At 73.3% G+C, this 18,512-nt stretch carries 15 protein-coding genes and 1 pseudogene; 5 read left to right on the plus strand and 11 right to left on the minus strand.

The window, feature by feature from the left end:
- Positions 1–263: 263 nt before the first annotated feature.
- Entirely contained in the window at positions 264–494 is a 231-nt protein-coding gene (locus tag ACFYWL_RS00710) for a chorismate mutase (protein WP_386966672.1), read from the plus strand.
- Positions 495–811: 317 nt separating this feature from the next.
- Here ACFYWL_RS00710 and ACFYWL_RS00715 read toward each other — a convergent pair whose 3' ends face one another.
- From ACFYWL_RS00715 to ACFYWL_RS00745, 7 genes are all read right to left on the minus strand, one after another.
- Positions 812–1,825, minus strand: coding sequence for an ABC transporter ATP-binding protein (locus ACFYWL_RS00715; RefSeq protein ID WP_386965502.1), 1,014 nt, complete (start codon positions 1,823–1,825; stop codon positions 812–814).
- Positions 1,818–2,846, minus strand: a complete 1,029-nt coding sequence (locus tag ACFYWL_RS00720) for an ABC transporter ATP-binding protein (protein ID WP_386966675.1) — start codon at positions 2,844–2,846, stop codon at positions 1,818–1,820. Before ACFYWL_RS00720 ends, ACFYWL_RS00715 begins: the two co-directional genes overlap by 8 nt.
- 26 nt (positions 2,847–2,872) lie before the next feature.
- The gene (locus ACFYWL_RS00725) at positions 2,873–3,856 is read right to left on the minus strand and encodes an ABC transporter permease (protein WP_386965505.1); all 984 of its coding nucleotides are present in this window, start codon (positions 3,854–3,856) and stop codon (positions 2,873–2,875) included.
- Between the two features lie 75 nt (positions 3,857–3,931).
- Positions 3,932–4,858: an ABC transporter permease gene (locus ACFYWL_RS00730; protein ID WP_386965508.1), complete on the minus strand. Its 927-nt coding sequence runs from the start codon at positions 4,856–4,858 to the stop codon at positions 3,932–3,934.
- A gap of 147 nt (positions 4,859–5,005) precedes the next feature.
- On the minus strand, positions 5,006–6,646 hold the full coding sequence (locus tag ACFYWL_RS00735) for an ABC transporter substrate-binding protein (RefSeq protein ID WP_386965510.1): 1,641 nt from the start codon (positions 6,644–6,646) through the stop codon (positions 5,006–5,008).
- A gap of 645 nt (positions 6,647–7,291) precedes the next feature.
- Positions 7,292–7,987: a response regulator gene (locus tag ACFYWL_RS00740; RefSeq protein WP_386965513.1), complete on the minus strand. Its 696-nt coding sequence runs from the start codon at positions 7,985–7,987 to the stop codon at positions 7,292–7,294.
- Positions 7,988–7,989: 2 nt separating this feature from the next.
- Positions 7,990–9,186, minus strand: a complete 1,197-nt coding sequence (locus ACFYWL_RS00745; RefSeq protein WP_386966678.1) for a PspC domain-containing protein — start codon at positions 9,184–9,186, stop codon at positions 7,990–7,992.
- Positions 9,187–9,448: 262 nt separating this feature from the next.
- Between ACFYWL_RS00745 and ACFYWL_RS00750 the strand changes: the two genes are divergently transcribed.
- The 3 genes and pseudogenes from ACFYWL_RS00750 to ACFYWL_RS00760 all read left to right on the plus strand — a co-directional run bounded on the left by ACFYWL_RS00750 (position 9,449) and on the right by ACFYWL_RS00760 (position 13,174).
- Complete coding sequence (locus tag ACFYWL_RS00750) at positions 9,449–11,266, plus strand: PspC domain-containing protein (protein ID WP_386965516.1); 1,818 nt, start codon at positions 9,449–9,451, stop codon at positions 11,264–11,266.
- Positions 11,263–11,446, plus strand: a pseudogene (locus ACFYWL_RS00755) (hypothetical protein); the annotation flags it as partial. The gene ACFYWL_RS00750 and the pseudogene ACFYWL_RS00755, both read left to right, overlap by 4 nt.
- A gap of 474 nt (positions 11,447–11,920) precedes the next feature.
- Positions 11,921–13,174, plus strand: coding sequence for a phosphatidylserine decarboxylase (locus ACFYWL_RS00760; RefSeq protein ID WP_386965518.1), 1,254 nt, complete (start codon positions 11,921–11,923; stop codon positions 13,172–13,174).
- Between the two features lie 59 nt (positions 13,175–13,233).
- Here ACFYWL_RS00760 and ACFYWL_RS00765 read toward each other — a convergent pair whose 3' ends face one another.
- From ACFYWL_RS00765 to ACFYWL_RS00775, 3 genes are all read right to left on the minus strand, one after another.
- A complete protein-coding gene (locus ACFYWL_RS00765) occupies positions 13,234–14,154 on the minus strand; it encodes a CDP-alcohol phosphatidyltransferase family protein (RefSeq protein ID WP_386965521.1) in 921 nt (306 codons plus the stop codon).
- A gap of 346 nt (positions 14,155–14,500) precedes the next feature.
- Positions 14,501–15,409: an NUDIX hydrolase gene (locus ACFYWL_RS00770; RefSeq protein ID WP_386966681.1), complete on the minus strand. Its 909-nt coding sequence runs from the start codon at positions 15,407–15,409 to the stop codon at positions 14,501–14,503.
- 165 nt (positions 15,410–15,574) lie between these two features.
- The gene (locus ACFYWL_RS00775) at positions 15,575–16,522 is read right to left on the minus strand and encodes an NUDIX domain-containing protein (RefSeq protein WP_386965523.1); all 948 of its coding nucleotides are present in this window, start codon (positions 16,520–16,522) and stop codon (positions 15,575–15,577) included.
- A gap of 144 nt (positions 16,523–16,666) precedes the next feature.
- Between ACFYWL_RS00775 and ACFYWL_RS00780 the strand changes: the two genes are divergently transcribed.
- A complete protein-coding gene (locus ACFYWL_RS00780) occupies positions 16,667–16,933 on the plus strand; it encodes a PspC domain-containing protein (RefSeq protein ID WP_386965525.1) in 267 nt (88 codons plus the stop codon).
- A gap of 12 nt (positions 16,934–16,945) precedes the next feature.
- Here ACFYWL_RS00780 and guaA read toward each other — a convergent pair whose 3' ends face one another.
- Positions 16,946–18,502, minus strand: coding sequence for a glutamine-hydrolyzing GMP synthase (gene guaA, locus ACFYWL_RS00785; protein WP_386965527.1), 1,557 nt, complete (start codon positions 18,500–18,502; stop codon positions 16,946–16,948).
- Between the last annotated feature and the right edge of the window lie 10 nt (positions 18,503–18,512).

Here is an 18,512-nt window from a genome sequence, read left to right on the forward strand (position 1 = left end):
GTGGCAACGCGGGCGCCGCCGGCAGTGGCAACGCGGGCGCCGCCGGCAGTGGCAACGCGGGCGCCGCCGGCAGTGGCAACGCGGGCGCCGCCGGCAGTGGCAACGCGGGCGCCGCCGGCAAGGCCGGCAACGTGGGTGGCGGCAGCGGCGGCCCGGTTTCCGCCGGCAAGGCGGGCAACACGGGCGGCGGGCGGGGCGAGGCGACGCCGTCGGCCGCCGGGTCGACCCGGACCGGCACCGACGACTCGGCGGCGGCGGAGCGGATCGTCGCCATCCGGGAGCGGATCGACGAGATCGACCGCACGCTGATCGCGCTGTGGCAGGAGCGGGCCGCCCTGTCGCAGGAGGTGGGCGCGACCCGGATGGCCTCCGGGGGCACCCGGCTGGTGCTGTCGCGGGAGCGGGAGATCCTGGAGCGGTTCCGACAGGTCCTCGGGGCTGACGGCACCCAGCTGGCCCTGCTGCTGCTCCGCGCCGGCCGCGGCCCGCTGTAGCAGCCCTCATCCCGGTCCCGCGCCGCTTCGCCCCTCGCCGACGCCGCCTGTGCCGGGAGCCGTCGGCCGGGATGCGCAGAAACACGGAAACAGTGGCATCCGTACGAGATCGAGGGCACTGTTTCCCGGATCGAGCGCGATCTTGCGGGGGCGCGCGGCGCGCAGGGCGCGGCGCGCGGCACGCCCACGTGGGGAACCGCCTGCCGGCGTCGTGGTGACGCCGGCAGGCGGTCGGATGTCGCAGGCCAGCCGAGGGTTCGGCAGGCCAGCCGAGGGTTCGGCAGGTCAGCCGGGATCGGTCGGCCGGCCGGGGAGGCTCACGCCTCGTGGCTGGCGACGATCTCGCGCTTCTCCGCGAAGTGGCAGGCGCTCGGGTGGTCCGAGCCGGAGCGGATCTCCAGCAGCGGGACCTGTTCGGCGCAGACGTCCTGCGCCTTCCAGCACCGGGTGCGGAACCGGCAGCCCGAGGGCGGGCTGACGGGTGACGGCACGTCGCCGGTCAGCCGGATGATCGCCTTCTGGTCGCGCAGCGTCGGGTCCGGCACCGGCACCGCCGACAGCAGCGCCTGCGTGTACGGGTGGGTGGGGCGCTCGTAGATCTCGTCCTCGGTGCCGATTTCGACGATCTTGCCGAGGTACATGACCGCGACCCGGTCCGACAGGTGCCGGACCACGGACAGGTCGTGGGCGATGAAGACGTACGACAGGCCGAACTCGGCCTGGAGCTTCTCCAGCAGGTTCATCACCTGGGCCTGGATGGACACGTCCAGGGCCGACACCGGCTCGTCGCAGATGATGATCTCCGGCCGCAGGGCGAGCGCCCGGGCGATGCCGATGCGCTGCCGCTGGCCGCCGGAGAACTGGTGCGGGTACCGGTTGATGTGCTCCGGGTTCAGGCCGACCAGGTCGAGCAGCTCCTTGACCTTGTCCCGCCGGCTGCCCTTCGGGGCCACCTCGGGGTGGATCTCGAACGGCTCGCCGATCAGGTCGCCGACCGTCATCCGCGGGTTCAGCGAGGTGTACGGGTCCTGCATGACCAGCTGGATCTGCCGACGCAGCCGGCGCAGGGCGCCGCCGGAGAGCTTGGAGATGTCCTGGCCCTTGTAGTTGACGCTGCCGGCGGTCGGCCGCTCCAGGTTCATCAGCACCCGGGCCAGCGTCGACTTGCCGCAGCCGGACTCGCCGACCACGCCGAGCGTCTCGCCGGTCTTGAGCTCCAGCGACACCCCGTCGACGGCCTTCACGTGCCCGATGGTCTTCTTGAACACCACGCCGCGGGTGACGGGGTAGTGCTTGACCAGGTCACGGACTTCGAGGATGTTCTCAGTCACGGTTCACCAGATCCTCAGCGAAGTGGCAGGCGCTCGCCCGGCCGGCGCCGATCTGCAGCAGCGGCGGCAGCTTCTCCCGGCAGACCGGCTGCGCCATCGGGCAGCGCGGGTTGAAGGGGCAGCCCGGCGGGATGTTCATCAGGTTTGGCGGCAGGCCCTTGATGGTGCGGAGCTGCTGCCCCCGCTCGTCCATCCGCGGGATCGAGTCGATCAGGCCCATGGTGTACGGGTGCGCCGGCTTGGCGTACAGGTCGTAGACGTTGGCTTCCTCGACGATCCGGCCCGCGTACATGACCGCGATCCGGTCTGCGACGTCGGCGACCACGCCGAGGTCGTGGGTGATCAGGATCATGCCCATCTGCCGCTCGCGCTGGAGCTCGGCGAGCAGGTCCATGATCTGGGCCTGCACGGTCACGTCGAGCGCGGTGGTGGGCTCGTCGGCGATCAGCACCTCCGGGTCGAGCGCCAGCGACATCGCGATCATCGCGCGCTGCCGCATGCCGCCGGAGAACTGGTGCGGGTAGTTGCTGAACCGGCCCTTGGCGTTCGGGATCTTGACCTGGTCGAGCATCTCGATCGCACGCTTCTTGGCGTCGGCGCGGCTGAGCCCGCGCCGGATGCGGAACTGCTCGGCGATCTGGAACCCGACGGTGAAGACGGGGTTCAGGGCGGAGAGCGCGTCCTGGAAGATCATCGCGATGCCCTCGCCGCGGATGCGGCGGCGCTCCTCGGCGGACATGGTGAGCATGTCCTTGCCGTGGAAGCGCACCTGGCCGCCGGTGACGAAGCCGGGCGGCGTGTCGAGGATGCCCATGATGGTCTGCGCGGTGACGCTCTTGCCGGAGCCGGACTCGCCGAGCACGGCGAGGGTCTCCCCCGCGTCGACGTGGTAGGTGACGCCGTTGATGACCTTGGCGACGCCGTCGCGGGTGCGGAACTCGACCCGCAGGTCCTCGACCTCCAGGAGGCGACCCGAGGGGCGGCCGGATCCGGCGGCACCCGGCTTGGACTGCTCGGACACGAGAATGTCGGACAACTCAATCTCCCCTAGCGCAGTTTCGGATCGAGGGCCTCGCGGACCGCCTCACCGAGCATCACGAAGCTGAGCACGGCGGTGACGAGGAACGCGGAGGGGAAGAAGAGCAGGAAGGGCGAGACCCGGATGTAGTTCTGCGCCTCACTGATCATGATGCCCCAGGAGACCACCGGGGTCTTCAGGCCGATGCCCAGGAACGACAGCGTGGCCTCCGCGCCGATGAACGACCCGACCATGATCGTGCCGTAGACCAGCAGCGGGGCGAGGCAGTTCGGCAGCAGGTGCTTGAGGATGATCCGGCCGTGGCCGGCGCCCAGCGCCCGGGCCGCCACGATGTAGTCGGCCTCCTTGGTGGCCAGCACCGAGGAGCGCATCAGCCGCATCACGACCGGCCAGCTCAGCACGACCAGGGACATGATGACCAGGCCCATGATCTGCCACTCGGTGTTGCTCGACTCGGCGCCGTTGAAGGTGGTCAGGATGACGATCGCGCCGAGCACGAACGGCAGGCCGAAGAAGATGTCGGCGAAGCGGGACAGCAGGGCGTCGACCCAGCCGCCGGCGTAGCCGGCGATCATGCCGATCGCGCCGCCGATCAGCAGCGTGCCGATGGTGGAGATCAGGGCCACCACGATCGAGGCGCGGGCGCCGTAGATCGTCCGGGCGTACACGTCGCGGCCCTGCACGTCGTAGCCGAACCAGGCGTCGGCGGACGGCTCGACCCGGCTGTTGGCCAGGGCGCCGTTGACCGGGTCGCCGGAGGTGAACAGCGACGGGAAGGCCGCCATCAGCACGAAGATCAGGATGAGGACCGCGGAGATCCAGAACAGCGGCTTGCGGCGCAGGTCGCGCCAGGCGTCGCCGAGCAGGCCGCGCGGCTTCTCCCTGCGAGCGTTCTCGGGCAGGCCGGCGTCGACGGGCGCGCCGGAGCCCGCCTCGGTGGGCATGGTCGCCGGCGGGGTCGAGACGATCGATGCGGTGCTGGGGTCACTCATGCCGCCACCTCGCTGCGCTCGGTGCCGGGACGGTGGCCCCGGCACGCTGCGTTCTTGAGTCGTTCGAGACGCTGCTCACTCATAGCGGATCCTCGGGTCGAGAGCGGCGTAGAGCAGGTCCACCAGCAGGTTCATCAGGAGGTAGACGAGCACCAGTACCACCACGATGGAGACAACGGTAGCGCTCTCCTTCGTGACGATCGCCCGGAGCACGGCGCGGCCGATGCCGTTGATGCTGAAGATGCCCTCGGTGACGATGGCGCCGCCCATGAGCGCGCCGAGGTCGGTGCCGAGCAGGGTGACGACCGGGATCAGCGAGTTGCGCAGCAGGTGCACGCCGACGACGCGGCGCATCGGCAGGCCCTTGGCGATGGCGGTGCGGACGTAGTCGGCGCGGCGGTTCTCCGCGATGCTGGTGCGGGCCACCCGGGCGACGTACGCCATCGAGGCGCTGCCGAGGACGAAGCCCGGCAGGAGCAGCTCGGACAGCCGCATCTCGCTGGAGACCGTCGGGTGGACGATGCCCCACTTGACGCCGAGCAGCCACTGGAGGACGAAGCCGACGACGAAGACCGGCAGCGCGATCAGGAAGAGCGTCGAGACGAGGACCAGGTTGTCGAGGAAGCCGTTGCGCCGCAGGCCGGTCAGGACGCCGGCGCTCAGACCGATGATCGCCTCGATCGCCAGGGCCACCACGGCGAGCTTCAGGGTGTTCGGGTACGCGGTGGCGATGATGTCGGCCACCTCGCGGTTGTTGAACGTGACGCCGAAGTCCCCCTGGAACAGGTTCTTCATGTAGGTGGCGTACTGCACCCAGATCGACTGGTCGAGCTGGTACTTCTCGGTCATGAAGTTGATGTACGAGTCCGGGCACCGGCGGTCGCCGCACTTGCCGGCGAACGGGTCGCCCGGCACGGACCAGACGAGCCAGTAGATCAGGAACGTCGTACCGATGAAGACCGGGACGAGTTGCAGTAGCCGTCTCAACAGATAACGGCCCATGGGGGGTCCTCCTGACAGGGGGCGCGCCGGACGACCGCCGACACGGGGTGACGTCAACGTGGCGGGGAGTGTTGTGAACTCCTCGCGGAACGGCCCCGGGCCGGACCCACCGGTAGGTGAGCCCGACCCGGGGTCAGACCGAACGGATCAGAGCTCGACCGAGGTGATGTCGAGTTCGCCGACGTTGCTCAGCTCCATCTTCTTGACCTTCTCCGAGTGGCCGGACTGCTGGCCACCGAAGTAGATCGGCATCGACGGAACGTCCTGGTCGATGAGCTTGACGGCCTCGGCGAACTTGGCGTGCGAGGCGTCGAGGCTCGGCGCGGAGCTGGCCTCCTTGGCCAGGGCGTCGACCTGCTTGTTGCTGTACAGACCGTCGTTGGAGGAACCACCGGTCACGTAGAGCGGGTTGACCCAGTTCTCCACGTCCGGGTAGTCCTGCTGCCAGCCGGCGCGGTAGGCGCCCTTCATCTTGTGGGCGTTGATGTTCTGGCGGAACACCGCGAAGGTCGGCACGCCCTCGGCGCGGGCGTTGATGCCGAGGTTGGTCTTGACCTGCTGCGCGACGGCCTCCATCCACTCCTTGTGGCTGGCGTCGGCGTTGTAGTACATGACCAGCTCGCCCGAGAAGCCGCCGGCCTCGGCGAGCAGCTTCTTGGCCTCGTCCACGTTGAACTGGCACGCGGTGCAGTTGCCCGGCGCCGCGCCCGGGGTCAGCGGGTTGGCCCAGCTGTCGGCCGGCTTCCGGTTACCGAAGAAGATCTTGTCGGTGATCTCCTGCCGGTTGATCGACAGGGAGATGGCGCGACGCAGCTTCGGGTCCTGGAAGCGCTTGTCGTAGATCGGGAAGGCGATGATGCCGGTCGACGGGGTGGTCGACGAGATCGCGCGGTCGGCGAGGTCCGACTTCCACTTGTCGCCCGCGAGGGCGGAGACCGGCACCTGCTGCATGAAGTCGAGGTTCCCGGAGACCAGGTCGCTGTACGCGGCCGTGTCGTCCTGGTACATCTTGACGGTGACGTCCTTGATCTTCATCTTGTCGCGCAGCTGGTAGTCGTCGAACCGCGTCAGCTTGATCTGGACGTTGTTCTCCCAGGACACGAACTTGACCGGCCCGTTGCCGATCGGCTTCTTGCCGAACTCCTCGGCGCTGCCGGAGAAGAACGCGTCCGGCAGCGGCATGAAGGTGCTGTAGCCGAGCTTGGTCGGGAACACGGCGGTCGGCGCGGCGAGCGTGACCTCGAAGTTCCAGTCGTCGACGACCTTGAGGCCGGACATCTCCTTGGCCTTCGGCTCCGGGGCCTTCTGCGGACCCTCGGGGCCGTCCGGGTCCGCCGTGTTGACGTCGGCGAAGCCCTCGATGTCGGCGAAGAAGCTGGAGTTCTGCGCGCCGTTCGGCGAGTAGGCGCCCCAGTTCCAGGCGTCCACGAAGTTCTTGGCCTTGACGACGGTGCCGTCGTGGAACTTCGTGTCCTGCTTGATCTTGATCTTGTAGACCTTGGAGTCGGTCGTCTCGATCGACTCGGCCAGGGCGTTCTGCGGGGCGCCACCGTTGTTGGGGTACTCGACCAGACCGGTCCACAGCCAGTCGATGATCTTGCCGCCACCGGTCTCGGTGGTGTTCGACGGAACCAGCGGGTTCTCCGGCTCGGTGCCGTCGACCGTGATCGCGCCGTCCGCGCTGGTGGCGTCGCCACCCTCTCCGTCACTGCTGGAGCAGCCGGACGCGACGAGCGCGAAAGCCGCGCCCAGCGCGATCGCGCCACTCGCCCGCTTCGAGACTCTCATTCCGAGGGGCCTCCTCTTTCTAACCTGTTCCGTCGTCGTGGGTTTCACGCACGCATGGGGGGTGACACCGCCGGCGGTCACAACCACCGACCGCCGGTTACCGCAGGAAATCGGGACACCCCTGATGTACCGATCCGCCGGGCTGCCGCACCGTACCGGATTCGGCCCCCGCGCAGGAATCGACGACCACGAACCGTGACTTCTCGACACATCCGTGGCCGCGTGACCGTGCATGGGCGCCTCACACCGGGGGTGAGGTGCTGCAACTGTGACACCTGCCGGCCCGTTACGTGAAGGTGCCGTTATCAAGCCGTTAGTTGCCCGCAGTGCGGCCGATACTTGTAAAATGATCTTGAAACAAGCCGGCCGCGCCCCGCCGAACAGCCAAGATACAACCGCCCTCCGCGTTCCGCCCAACGCCCGCGGCCGGCCTGTGAGCTTCCCCGCGCCGGCACTGCGGGCACGACGGATCGGGACGGGCAGCGGCACGGTCTGCCCGTCCGGGCGAGGCGGCCGTCGGCCGCCCGGGCAGCAGCACCGACCAAGCGGGGGATGCGGACGGAATGACCAGACTCACAGTCACGCTGCGTCACACCTGTCGACACCCGGGATCACCGCCGGGGGCCGGGCGGAACCAGGAGTCGATCACACCAGGCGGCGGTCCGCAGCCCAGCGCGACAATTCGTACCGATTGGACATCTGGAGCTTGCGCAGGACGTTCGACACGTGCGTCTCGACCGTCTTGATCGAGATGTAGAGCTCCTTGGCGATCTCCTTGTACGCGTACCCCCGGGCGAGTAGGCGGAGCACCTCACGCTCCCGGTTGGTGAGCTGGTCCAGCTCCGGATCGGCCACCGGGGCGTCCGGCCGGGCGGCGAAGGCGTCCAGCACGAACCCGGCCAGCCGGGGGCTGAACACGGCGTCCCCGTCGGCCACCCGGCGGATCGCCGCGGCCAGCTCGTCCGGGGAGATCGTCTTGGTGACGTAGCCCCGGGCGCCGGCCCGGATCAGGCCGATCACGTCCTCGGCGGCGTCGGACACGCTCAGCGCCAGGAAGCGCACCTGCGGGTGGCTGCGCCGCATCGCCTCCAGCACCGCCCGGCCGCCGCCGTCGGGCATGTGCACGTCCAGCAGCACCACGTCGGGCGTGCTGGCGGCGATCCGGGCGACCGCCTCGGCCACCGTGCCGGCCTCGCCCACCACCTCGACGTGGACGCCCAACTCGGCGCGGACCCCCGCACGGAACATGGCGTGGTCGTCGACGAGGAAGACGCGCAGGCGCTCCGGCACGCCCGGCACACCCGCCTCGCCCTCGACCGGTCCGGTCGGCTGCTCGGCCATGGTCATCTGTCCCTTTCCGCCGTGGACTGGTCGCGGGAGATCGGCAGGATCAACCGGACCTCCGTCCCCTCGCCCGGCTCGGAGCGGATCTCCGCCCGGCCGCCGTGCCGCCTCATCCGCCCGACGATCGACCCCCGGACCCCGTGCCGGTGGTCCTCCACCGTATCCGGATCGAAGCCCTTGCCCCGGTCCCGGACGAAGACGCTCACCTGCTCCGGTTCGACCTCGGCGTACAGCGAGACCGTCCGCACCCCGGCGTGCCGGGCCGCGTTCACCAGGGCCTCGCGGGCCGCCGCGACCAGCGCGCCGACCCGCTCGTCGGTGCCCCGGTCGCCCACCACCACCGTCTCCACGGTGATGGCGAAGGTGTCCTCGACCTCGGCCGCCGCCTGCTCCAGGGCCGCGGCGAACCGCTCCGTCGGCGAGGCGGTCGGCTTGTAGAGCCAGTTGCGCAGCGACCGCTCCTGCCCGCGCGCGAGCCGCTGCACGGTCGTGGTGTCCGCGGCGTTGCGCTGGATCAGCGCGAGGGTGTGCAGCACCTGGTCGTGCACCATGGCGGCCAGCTCCGCCCGCTCCTGCTCGCGGATGCGCCCCTCGCGCTCCGAGCGGAGCTGGTTGTACGTCCGCCAGAGCACCGGGGCCGCCACCACACCCACCCCGGCCAGCCCCACCAGCGCGAAGATCACTCCGTTGACCACCGCGTCGAAGTTCTGCGCGGGCGAGTAGACCGCCGCCACGCCGATGATGCCGACCGCGACCAGCACCCCACCGCCGATGAACCGCAGCACGAACGCGCGCCGGTCGTTCTCCTCGATCACCGCGCCGAGCCAGGGCACCGGCATCCGCTCGCCCCACTGCCGGCGGCGCTCCGGCGCGGACTGGTGCCAGATCACCCCGGCCCCGACCGCGATGATCGCGACCAGCCAGCCGGCGGTCCCCGCCGCGCCGACGGAGTCGAAGAGCACCGTCTGGAGCACCAGCACCACCAGCCCGATCCCCACGAACGGCAGGAGCTGGCCGAGATCCCGGCGGGCCGGGACGGCGGCGTCACCGGGCCGCAGCGGGACCACCGCCCAGAAGGCGGCGTAGAGCAGCAGCCCGAGGCCGCTGAGGCCCAGCAGCACCATGAACGCGATCCGCACCCGGACCACCGAGATGCCGAGGTGCTCGGCGATGCCGGCGGCCACGCCGGCGGCCATCCGGCGCTCGGGCGCCCGGTAGAGGCGGGGCGGCTGGGTCACGGCGCTGATCGGAGGCTCCCTGCTCGGGCGGGGCGCGCGCCGGGCCGCCGTGCGGCGCGGGCGCGGGCGCGCCGGGTCCGGCGACGCCGATCCGATCGTCACACGCCGCGAGGGCCGCAGACCACGGGGAACGCCCGGACATCCGGGCCCGCCGGATCTCAGGGTGCGGTCAGGGTCGGTTCCGGAGGTCTGCCGCCAGCCCGCGCAGCAGGATCGAGGCATGACCGAGGAAGCTGCCCCGCCGCCCCGCCCCGGGACGGCACCGCCGGGCGGGCCACCACCGCCCCCGCCGCCGGCCCCGGCGGCCCCCACCCCCACCACCCCCGCCGCCTGGGCCGCGCCGACCACCTTCGGCCCGGCGACGGCCGCGCCGGGCGCCCCGGAGGCGACCGCCGAGCCGGGCCCGCCCGGGCCGGCCGGCCAGACCGCCGGGGGCTGGCCGCCGCCGGAGCCACCCGGCCCGGGCACGCCACCGCCGCCGCCCGGGGGTGACGGTCCGGGGGCGGGCGGCCCACCACCAGGGGGGTACGCGCCCCCGCCGCCCCCGCCGCCCGAGGGCGCCAGCTTCACCTCCCGGTACGGGCTGGTCCGGCCCCGCGAGGGCCGCTACCTCGCCGGCGTCTGCGCGGCGATCGGCCGGGCCACCAACACCGACCCGGTGCTCTGGCGGGTGCTGCTGGCGGTGCTGGGCTTCTTCGGCGGCATCGGCATCCTGGTGTACGTCACGGCCTGGCTGATCATCCCCGGCGAGGGCGACACCGCCTCCCCGGTCGAGTCGATGCTCGGCCGGGGGCGGTCCAGCATGTCGCCGGTCACGGTGATCGTGCTGAGCATCCTGGTCGCGGTGAGCTTCGGCTACATCGTCACCGACGCGTTCCGGGCGGTGCTGCTCGGCGCGGCCATCCTGATCGGCGGCGCGCTGCTGCTCAACCGCGACCACGCCACGGCGGGCCGGGGCCCGGCCGCCGCCCCGCCGGGGCCGGTGCCGCCGGTCGCCTGGCCTCCGCGGGGCACGGTCGTCCCACCCATGCCGGGCCTGTTCACCGTGCCCACCGGCCACGGTGCCGCGCCCCGGACGCCGCCGGCCGGCCCCGGCGTCCCCGGTCAGCCGCCCGGAACGCCGCTCGCGGGGATGCCCGCCGGTGGCCTCCCGGGGCAGCCGGCCGGTACGCCCGTCCCCGGGCAGCCCGCCGCCGGCTGGGCCGCCCCGGCCAGTCCCCTGGGCGGGGCCACCGCCGGGATGCCGGCCTGGCCGCCCGCATCGGCCCCGGCCGCCGGCTCACCCGGGCCGGCCGGCTATCCGCCGGTCACCCCGCCCGCGCCGCCCGGCTACCGGCCGCCGTTCGCCCCGCACGGCCCGTACGCCCAGGGGCCGCAGCCGGTCCCGGCAGCGCCGCACCCGCCGGCCAGGCCGCCGAAGCGGCCCCGGGAACGGTCCCCGCTGGGTGCCGTGACCTTCTCGCTGATCTTCCTGGCGCTCGGCGTGGTGGCCGTGCTCGACCTGCTCGACGTGGTCGAGGTGGGTGCGGCGGCATACTTCGCGGCGGCCCTGGCGACCATCGGGCTCGGCCTGCTCGTCGGTGCCTGGTTCGGCCGGGCCCGGTGGCTGATCGCGCTCGGGCTGGTCACCGCGGCGGCGCTCGGCATCGCCACCGTCGCCGAGTCCTACGACCGGGTCCGTGGCGTGGACGGGGACGTCACCTGGGCCCCCACGGACCGCCGCGACCTGGCCGACCGGTACGAGAACAACTTCGGCGACGCCGTGCTGGATCTGCGCGCCGTCGACTTCGACAAGCGGGAGACCCAGATCACCGTCGCGATCAACTTCGGCAAGGCGACCGTGGTGGTGCCGCCGAACGTCGACGTCACCACGACCGCCGACGTCAACGCCGGGGACGCGACCATCTTCGGCAACCGCTCCGGTGCCCTGGACGGCCGGCTCCGGGAGACCACCGACCTCGGCGCGGACGGCCCCGGCGGCGGGAAGCTGCGCCTCTACGTCCACGTCAACGCCGGAGACCTGGAGGTGACCCGGTGAAGGCACACCGCACCGACGTCGTGTCGCTCGGCTTCGGCCTGTTCTTCGTCGCCCTGGCCGCCTGGTGGCTGCTCGCCCAGCTGCTCGGCCTGGCCCTCCCCCCGGTCGGTTGGTTCCTGGCCGGCGGGCTGCTCCTGATCGGCGTGCTCGGGCTGGTCGGCGCGCTGCGCTCCGGCCGGGGCAACCGGGCGGCCGGCCCGCCGGGGGCCACCCCCGGGGCGGCACCGGCCGCCGAGCCCGACGCCGACGCCGGAGTCGCAGTCGATGCCGAGGATCCGGGTGCCGAGCGGACCGACGAGTGGCCGGCCGTCGCCGTCTCCGACAGCCTGCCCGAGGCGGTCGAGGACCGTCCGGTCACCGGCGGCCGGGCGCCCCGCGGGGAGGAGCGGGCGGGCGGTTGACCGCTGCGGTGCGGGCCCCGGCGGAGGGCGCATATGCTGGCTGTGGAGATCTCGCCTCCGCCGGCCGGCCCACGCCGCGGGCCTCGCCCCGCGGCGAGCCGCCGGGCCGTCGACGACCGGGCCGCGTCGCGGGGCCTCGGCTGGGCGACCGCCGCCCGGTCGCCGGGCCCGTCCGCGGTCGGCCCCGACCGGTCCGCCGCCGTGGCGATCCCGCCGCGATTCCCGTCTCTACCCCGTCAGGAGCCCGTCCGACATGACCCAGTCCCCCGCCGTGCGCACCTCCGGCCGGCCCGGTCCGGTCCGCATCGGCGAGCGTGCCGCCCGTACCCTCGTCACCGAGCTCGCCCGGCGCAACGACCCGAAGGCCGCCCTGCTGGTCGGCGCGACCCCGGACTCCGCGGTCCTGGCCGCGGCGATCGACGCCCTGCTGCCCGGCGACGCCCTCACCGTCGTGCCGGCCGGGGCGGCGACGCCGGCCGCGCTGCGCGAGCACGTGACGGCCCAGGGCCCCTGGGTCGCCGACCGGGTGCGCGTGGTGGACTCCCTCGCCGAGGCCGACGCCGCCGAGGTGGTGATCGCCGCCGAGCCGCTCACCGGCACCGCCGACGAGACCCGCACGACCGTCGACGGCCTGGCGAAATACCTGGCCGACGGCGCGGTGCTCGCCGTGGCGGCGCCGGCGGCCCCGGCCCGGACGGCCGGCGCGGCGGCCGAGCTGGAGCGGCAGGCCGCCCTGCACGGCGTCGGGAGCGACCTGGTGCTGCGCAACTCCCCGCCGGTGCGGGTGCACCGGCTCCGGTTCACCCCTGCCGACGTGGCGGTCGCCGCCCGCCTCGCCCCGGCCCACCGGCCGTCGAGCGTCCCGCTGACCCGGGGCATGCACATCGACTCCAACGGGGTGGCGGCGGCCGGCATCACCCTCGGCCTGGCCGCGCTGACCCGCCTCGCCCGGCCCAAGTCGAAGCTCTGGCTGCTGCCGGCACTGGCCAGCGTCCCGGTGGCCGCGTTCTTCCGGGATCCGCAGCGGGACGTCCCCGAGGACCCGGCGGCCGTCGTGGCCGCCGCCGACGGTCAGGTGCTGTCGGTGCAGCGGCTGCACGACGAGCGGTTCGGCGACGGCGAGTGGCTGCGGGTGGCGGTGTTCCTGTCGGTGCTCGACGTGCACGTCAACCGTTCCCCGGTGGCCGGCAAGGTGGTCGACTACTTCGTCGCCGACGGCGGGTTCGTCAACGCCATGAAGCCGGACGCCGAGCACAACGTGGCGGCGTACACGGTGCTCGACACCGACCACGGCACGGTCGTCGTGGCGCAGCGCACCGGGCTGATCGCCCGGCGCATCGTGCAGCGGGCCCCGATCGGGTCGCTGCTGGCCCGGGGCGAGCGGTTCGGCCTGATCCGGTTCGGCTCGCGCACCGACGTCTACCTGCCGGCCGACGCCGCCGACCCGCTGGTCGGCCCGGGCGACCGGGTGGTCGGCGGGTCCACGGTCATCGCCCGCTGGCGCTGAGCGGGCACGACGAAGGGGGCGCCGCGGTCGCGGCGCCCCCTTCGTCGTCGAGGGTCGGGTCAGGCGGCGCGGCGCTGGTGCAGCCAGAGCACGGGGCCGCTGACCAGGTAGCCCACCACGATCAGGGCGAAGGTGAGCCGGATGTCGACCAGCGCGCCGACCACCGGGGCCAGCCAGAGCCACGGCGGCAGCTTCACCAGCCGGGCCAGCTTCGCGTACGGGAAGCTGGAGACCATCGCGAACGCGAGCAGCGCCACCCCGGCGATCTGCACGAGGCCGGGCAGCGGCAGGCCGAGGGCGACGGTCAGGGCCAGCACCGCCGCGGCCATCGTGGTCGGCACGCCGCAGAAGAAGCGGCCGTCCTTCGGCGAGACGTTGAACCGGGCGAGCCGGATCGCCGCGCAGGCGGCGACGAGCGCGGCGGCGACCGCGGCGGCGGCGCGCGGCGCCTCGCCGGCGAGCGAGGCGTAGACCACCACGGGGGCGGCCAGGCCGAACGAGCACATGTCGGCCAGCGAGTCCATCTGGGCGCCGAACGGGCTGGCCACCCCGAACCGGCGGGCCAGCGCGCCGTCGAGCCCGTCGAACGCCACGCAGGCGATCAGCAGCAGCGCGGCGAGCCGCACCTGGCCCTGCATGGCCACGAAGATGGCGTTGATGCCGAGCACGAGGCTGGCCAGGGTGCAGGCGTTGACGAGCGCGAACTTGACCCGGCGGGCCGTCGTCCGCGCGCCGGGCAGCAGCGGGATCGACATCGACGCCGCGTCGTCGACCGGGGCGGCGGGGCCCACGGCCGGGCTCACCGGCACGACCGCCTCGACCTCGGTGCGCTGGTAGCGGTCGAGGCCGTACCGCCGGCGCTGCCGGTCGAGGTAGCGGTGCTCGGGCGAGGCCAGGTCGACGCCCGCGGCGGCCACGCCGTCGCGGCGGCCCACCCGCACGAGCAGCACCTGGCGGGCGAACGTGCTGCTGCGGCGCAACGGGCCCGCCCAGCGACGCCCTGCGGGGCGCGGACTGTCAGTTGTACGACGCCGGCGCCATGGGGCTCTCGGCACGTTTCCTCCATCACCGGATCGGGCTGGCCGCCACGAGGGCGGGTGTCCGGCTGTCTCGTGCCGGACCGCTTCGGGCCCGGCAGCCGTCAAAGCGGAGTACACCATTGCACAGGGGCAGGGGGCTTGGCGATAGCTGCCGGCGGACCTTATATCTCCCTTAAACCGCGCGAATCGCCTCTTCTATTCCCATCTCGGGCGTGATCGCCCGATCCTCCATCAACCCCGCCTTCAGCCTACCGGAGCACGTCGATGCCGGCTCGGCGGGCGGACGCTATGCGACCCGATGTCCGGTTACCAGGGCGGCCACCTCGGTCAACGACAGGTCGCCGAGCGCGTCCGGCGGAAACCAGGCGGCGGCGGCCGTCGACCCCCCGGCCAGCTCGGTGACCCGGGCCTCGGTGGGGTCGTCGACCACCACCCGGTAGACCACCCGCACCCCGTGCCAGTCCAGCGGCCGGCCCTCCGGCCCCAGCGCGCCGGGATCGTAGCGGTGGTGGACGGTGAGCAGCCCGACCACCCGGCCGAGCTGGCCTGCCTCCTCGACCAGCTCGCGGAGCAGGCCGGCGGCCGGCTGCTCGCCGTGGTCGGTGCCGCCGCCGGGCAGGTGCCACAGCCCGGCCCCCGGGTAGCCGTCCGCGATCAGGGTCAGCAGCACCCGCCCGCCCGCGTCGGTGACCAGCCCGTACGCCGCGAAACGCTGCCGCCGGTCCGCCGGGACCGGCGGGTACGGCACGCCGGGGGACGCACCGGGCGCGGGCCGCCGCAGCGGGGTGACCGGCAGGCCGAGCGCCTCGGCGGTGAACGGCAGCAGCGGCAGCCCGGCGGCCTCGTCGAGGGTCGACCAGCGCACCAGGTCGGTGGTGCCGTCGGGCTCGTCGCGCAGCGTGCCGCCGGTCGCCTCGACGGCGAAGACGATCCGGTCGGTGTGCAGCGCCACGCCCGGCAGCGGGGTCACGTCCGAGACGGCGGCGAGCAGGCCCGTCACCTGCACGGCGAGGCCGGTCTCCTCGGCGAACTCCCGCACCACGCCGGCCTCGGGGTGCTCCCCGTGCTCCAGCCCGCCCCCGGGTAGCTGCCACACCCCGGGGTAGTCGGCCGACGCGGAGCCGCGCACGAGCAGCACCCGCCCGTCGCGGCCCCGGCACACCCCGTAGACCCCCACCCGCCGTCGCTGCTCCAGCACGCCGCGCCTCCCGCTTCCCGGGCGGGACGCCCGGTCGGTCACGAAGCTATCGCGGGCGACGGCCGGGCGGGCGACGACGTGGGGCCACCGGGCCGCGACCCGTCGGGGTCGGGCCCGGCGACCGACCGGGATCGGTCGGCGGTCGGCAGGTCAGGCGGCAGGTCAGGCCAGGCGGGCGGCCTGGACGGCCTCGGCCGTGACCTCGGTGAGGCGGTCGGCGGGCAGCGCGCCCAGCTCCTCGCGGGCGAACCAGCGGGCCTCGCAGGTGGAGCCGCCGACGTCGGTCACCGTGGGCGGGGCGGGCTGGTCGACCATCACCCGGTAGAAGGCGCGCACGCCGTGCCAGTCGATCGGGTAGCCCTCCGGGCCGAGGGAGGCGGCGTCGCGGTGGCTGGCCACCCCGAGCAGCTCGACGAGGCGCCCGCGCTGGCCGGTCTCCTCGACCAGCTCGCGGATCAGCGCCGCGCCGGGTTGCTCGCCGTAGTCGGTGCCGCCGCCGGGCAGGTGCCAGCAGCCGGCCCCCGGGTAGCCGTCGGAGACCCGGGTGAGCAGCACCCGGCCGTCGGGGTCGGTGGCCACGGCGTACGCGGCGAAGCGCTGGGCGCGGTGCAGCCCGTCGGGGCCGGGGACCGCGTAGAAGGAGGGGAACTCCGGTGGCTCGTCGGGCACCACGTCGGCCGAGGAGGCGGGCAGCCCGAGGGCCCGCGCGGTGAACGAGCGCAGCGGCAGCTCGCGCGCCTCGGTCGGGGTGACCCAGCGGGCCAGGTCGGTGGGGCGGTCGACCCGGTCGGTGAGCGTGCCGCCCCGCACCGACACGCGGTAGATGAGCCGGTCGGTGTGGATGGTGATGCCGCGGTCGGGCAGGGCCCGCATGTCGGCCAGCACGTCGTCGAGCCCGGAGACGGCGACCGAGAGCCCGGTCTCGGCGGCCGTCTCCCGCACGACGGTGTGGTTGGGGTCCTCGCCGTGGTCGACCGCCCCGCCGGGGAGGGACCACGTGCCGGGGGTGCCGGAGCGCTCCGATGCGCGGACCAGCAACACTCGGCCGACTGAATCAGCACAAACTGCGTATGCCGCGATCCTGCGGAGCGGCTCCAGCATGGTGGTCACGGGGCCAAATTCTCCCCGCCCCTCGTTACCTGCATTGAAAAGAGTCAGATTCCTGACTGAATACTTGATCATCAGGGATCGGTCAGGGTAATGATCCGGGCCGTCACTGAGGCCGGCGCGCCGCCCGGCGCGGAACGTGGAGGCATGACCTCTCCACCGCACCAGGCCCCGTACAAGCAGCTCCGCCGACCCACCACGGACCGGATGGTCGCCGGGGTGGCCAGCGGCCTCGGCCGCTACTTCGCCGTCGACCCCACCCTCGTCCGGGTGCTCTTCGCCGTCGCGACGCTCGCCACCGCCGGGGTGGCCGCGCTCGCGTACCCGATCATGTGGTTCCTCATGCCGGAGGAGCCGGCCGACGCCCCGGCCTGGCCGCACCCGACGGACCCCGCGCCGCCGACCGGCGGCTGAGCCGGCGGGGCGTCACTCCCACTCGATGGTGCCCGGCGGCTTGCTGGTCACGTCCAGGACCACCCGGTTGACCTCGGCCACCTCGTTGGTGATCCGGGTGGAGATCCTGGCCACCACCTCGTAGGGCAGCCGGGACCAGTCGGCGGTCATCGCGTCCTCGCTGGAGACCGGGCGCAGCACCACGGGATGCCCGTAGCTGCGCCCGTCACCCTGCACGCCGACGCTGCGCACGTCGGCGAGCAGCACCACGGGGAACTGCCACACGCCCCGGTCCAGGCCGGCGGCGGTCAGCTCCTCGCGGGCGATCAGGTCGGCCTGGCGCAGCAGGTCCAGCCGCTCCCGGTCGACCGCCCCGATGATCCGGATGGCCAGGCCCGGCCCCGGGAACGGGTGCCGCCAGACCATCGCCTCGGGCAGGCCGAGCTGGAGACCCAGCGTGCGCACCTCGTCCTTGAACAGCGTGCGCAGCGGCTCGACCAGGGCGAACTTCAGGTCCTCCGGCAGGCCGCCGACGTTGTGGTGGCTCTTGATGTTGGCGGTGCCGGTGCCGCCGCCGGACTCGACCACGTCGGGGTAGAGGGTGCCCTGCACCAGGAACTCCACGTCGCCGTGCGCGGCGACCTCCCGGGCGGCGGCCTCGAAGACCCGGATGAACTCCCGGCCGATGATCTTGCGCTTCTGCTCCGGGTCGGTCACCCCGGCCAGCGCGCCGAGGAACCGGTCGGCCGCGTCGACCACCTTCAGCTTGATCCCGGTGGCGGCGACGTAGTCCTTCTCCACCTGCTCGGCCTCGCCGGCCCGCAGCAGGCCGTGGTCGACGAAGACGCAGGTGAGCTGGTCGCCGACCGCCCGGTGCACCAGCGCGGCGGCGACGGCCGAGTCGACGCCGCCGCTCAGGCCGCAGATGACCTCCTTGTCGCCCACCTGGGCGCGGATGCGGGCCACCTGCTCGTCGATGATGTTCTCGGGCGTCCAGGTCGGCTCGATGCCGGCGATGTCATAGAGGAACCGGGTGAGCATCTCCTGGCCGTGCGCGGTGTGCCCCACCTCCGGGTGGAACTGCACGCCCGCGCGGCGACCCGCCAGGTCCTCGAACGCGGCGACCGGGGCGCCGGCCGACTCGGCGGTCACCGCGAAGCCCGCCGGGGCCTCGGTCACGCAGTCGCCGTGGCTCATCCAGACCGGCAGGTCGGCCGGCAGGTCGCGCAGCAGCACCCCGGGCTCGGTGAGGCGGGGGCGCAGCGGGGTGCCGCCGTACTCGCGGTTGCCGGTGCGCGCGACCGTGCCGCCGAGGGCCTGGGCCATCGCCTGGAAGCCGTAGCAGATGCCGAAGACCGGCACGCCCGCGTCGAACATCCCCGCGTCGACCTGCGGGGCGTCGGGCGCGTAGACGCTGGCCGGGCCGCCGGACAGGATGATCGCGGCCGGCTCCTTCGCCAGCATCTCCGCCACCGGCATCGAGTGCGGCACGATCTCCGAGTAGACCCGCGCCTCGCGCACCCGGCGCGCGATGAGCTGGGCGTACTGGGCTCCGAAGTCCACCACGAGGACGGGGCGAGGCGTGCTCATGAGCAGAAAG

Source organism: Micromonospora sp. NPDC002575, assembly GCF_042889525.1.
In the GTDB taxonomy this organism is placed as follows: domain Bacteria; phylum Actinomycetota; class Actinomycetes; order Mycobacteriales; family Micromonosporaceae; genus Micromonospora; species Micromonospora carbonacea.

What these genes read in the sequence shown, in the direction of transcription:
- ACFYWL_RS00725 (WP_386965505.1), bottom strand. Translation starts at nt 3,856, where the DNA reads ATGAGTGACCCCAGCACCGCATCGATCGTCTCGACCCCGCCGGCGACC.
- ACFYWL_RS00730 (WP_386965508.1), bottom strand. Translation starts at nt 4,858, where the DNA reads ATGGGCCGTTATCTGTTGAGACGGCTACTGCAACTCGTCCCGGTCTTC.
- ACFYWL_RS00735 (WP_386965510.1), bottom strand. Translation starts at nt 6,646, where the DNA reads ATGAGAGTCTCGAAGCGGGCGAGTGGCGCGATCGCGCTGGGCGCGGCT.
- ACFYWL_RS00740 (WP_386965513.1), bottom strand. Translation starts at nt 7,987, where the DNA reads ATGGCCGAGCAGCCGACCGGACCGGTCGAGGGCGAGGCGGGTGTGCCG.
- ACFYWL_RS00745 (WP_386966678.1), bottom strand. Translation starts at nt 9,186, where the DNA reads ATGGCCGCCGGCGTGGCCGCCGGCATCGCCGAGCACCTCGGCATCTCG.
- ACFYWL_RS00750 (WP_386965516.1), top strand. Translation starts at nt 9,449, where the DNA reads ATGACCGAGGAAGCTGCCCCGCCGCCCCGCCCCGGGACGGCACCGCCG.
- ACFYWL_RS00760 (WP_386965518.1), top strand. Translation starts at nt 11,921, where the DNA reads ATGACCCAGTCCCCCGCCGTGCGCACCTCCGGCCGGCCCGGTCCGGTC.
- ACFYWL_RS00780 (WP_386965525.1), top strand. Translation starts at nt 16,667, where the DNA reads ATGACCTCTCCACCGCACCAGGCCCCGTACAAGCAGCTCCGCCGACCC.
- guaA (WP_386965527.1), bottom strand. Translation starts at nt 18,502, where the DNA reads ATGAGCACGCCTCGCCCCGTCCTCGTGGTGGACTTCGGAGCCCAGTAC.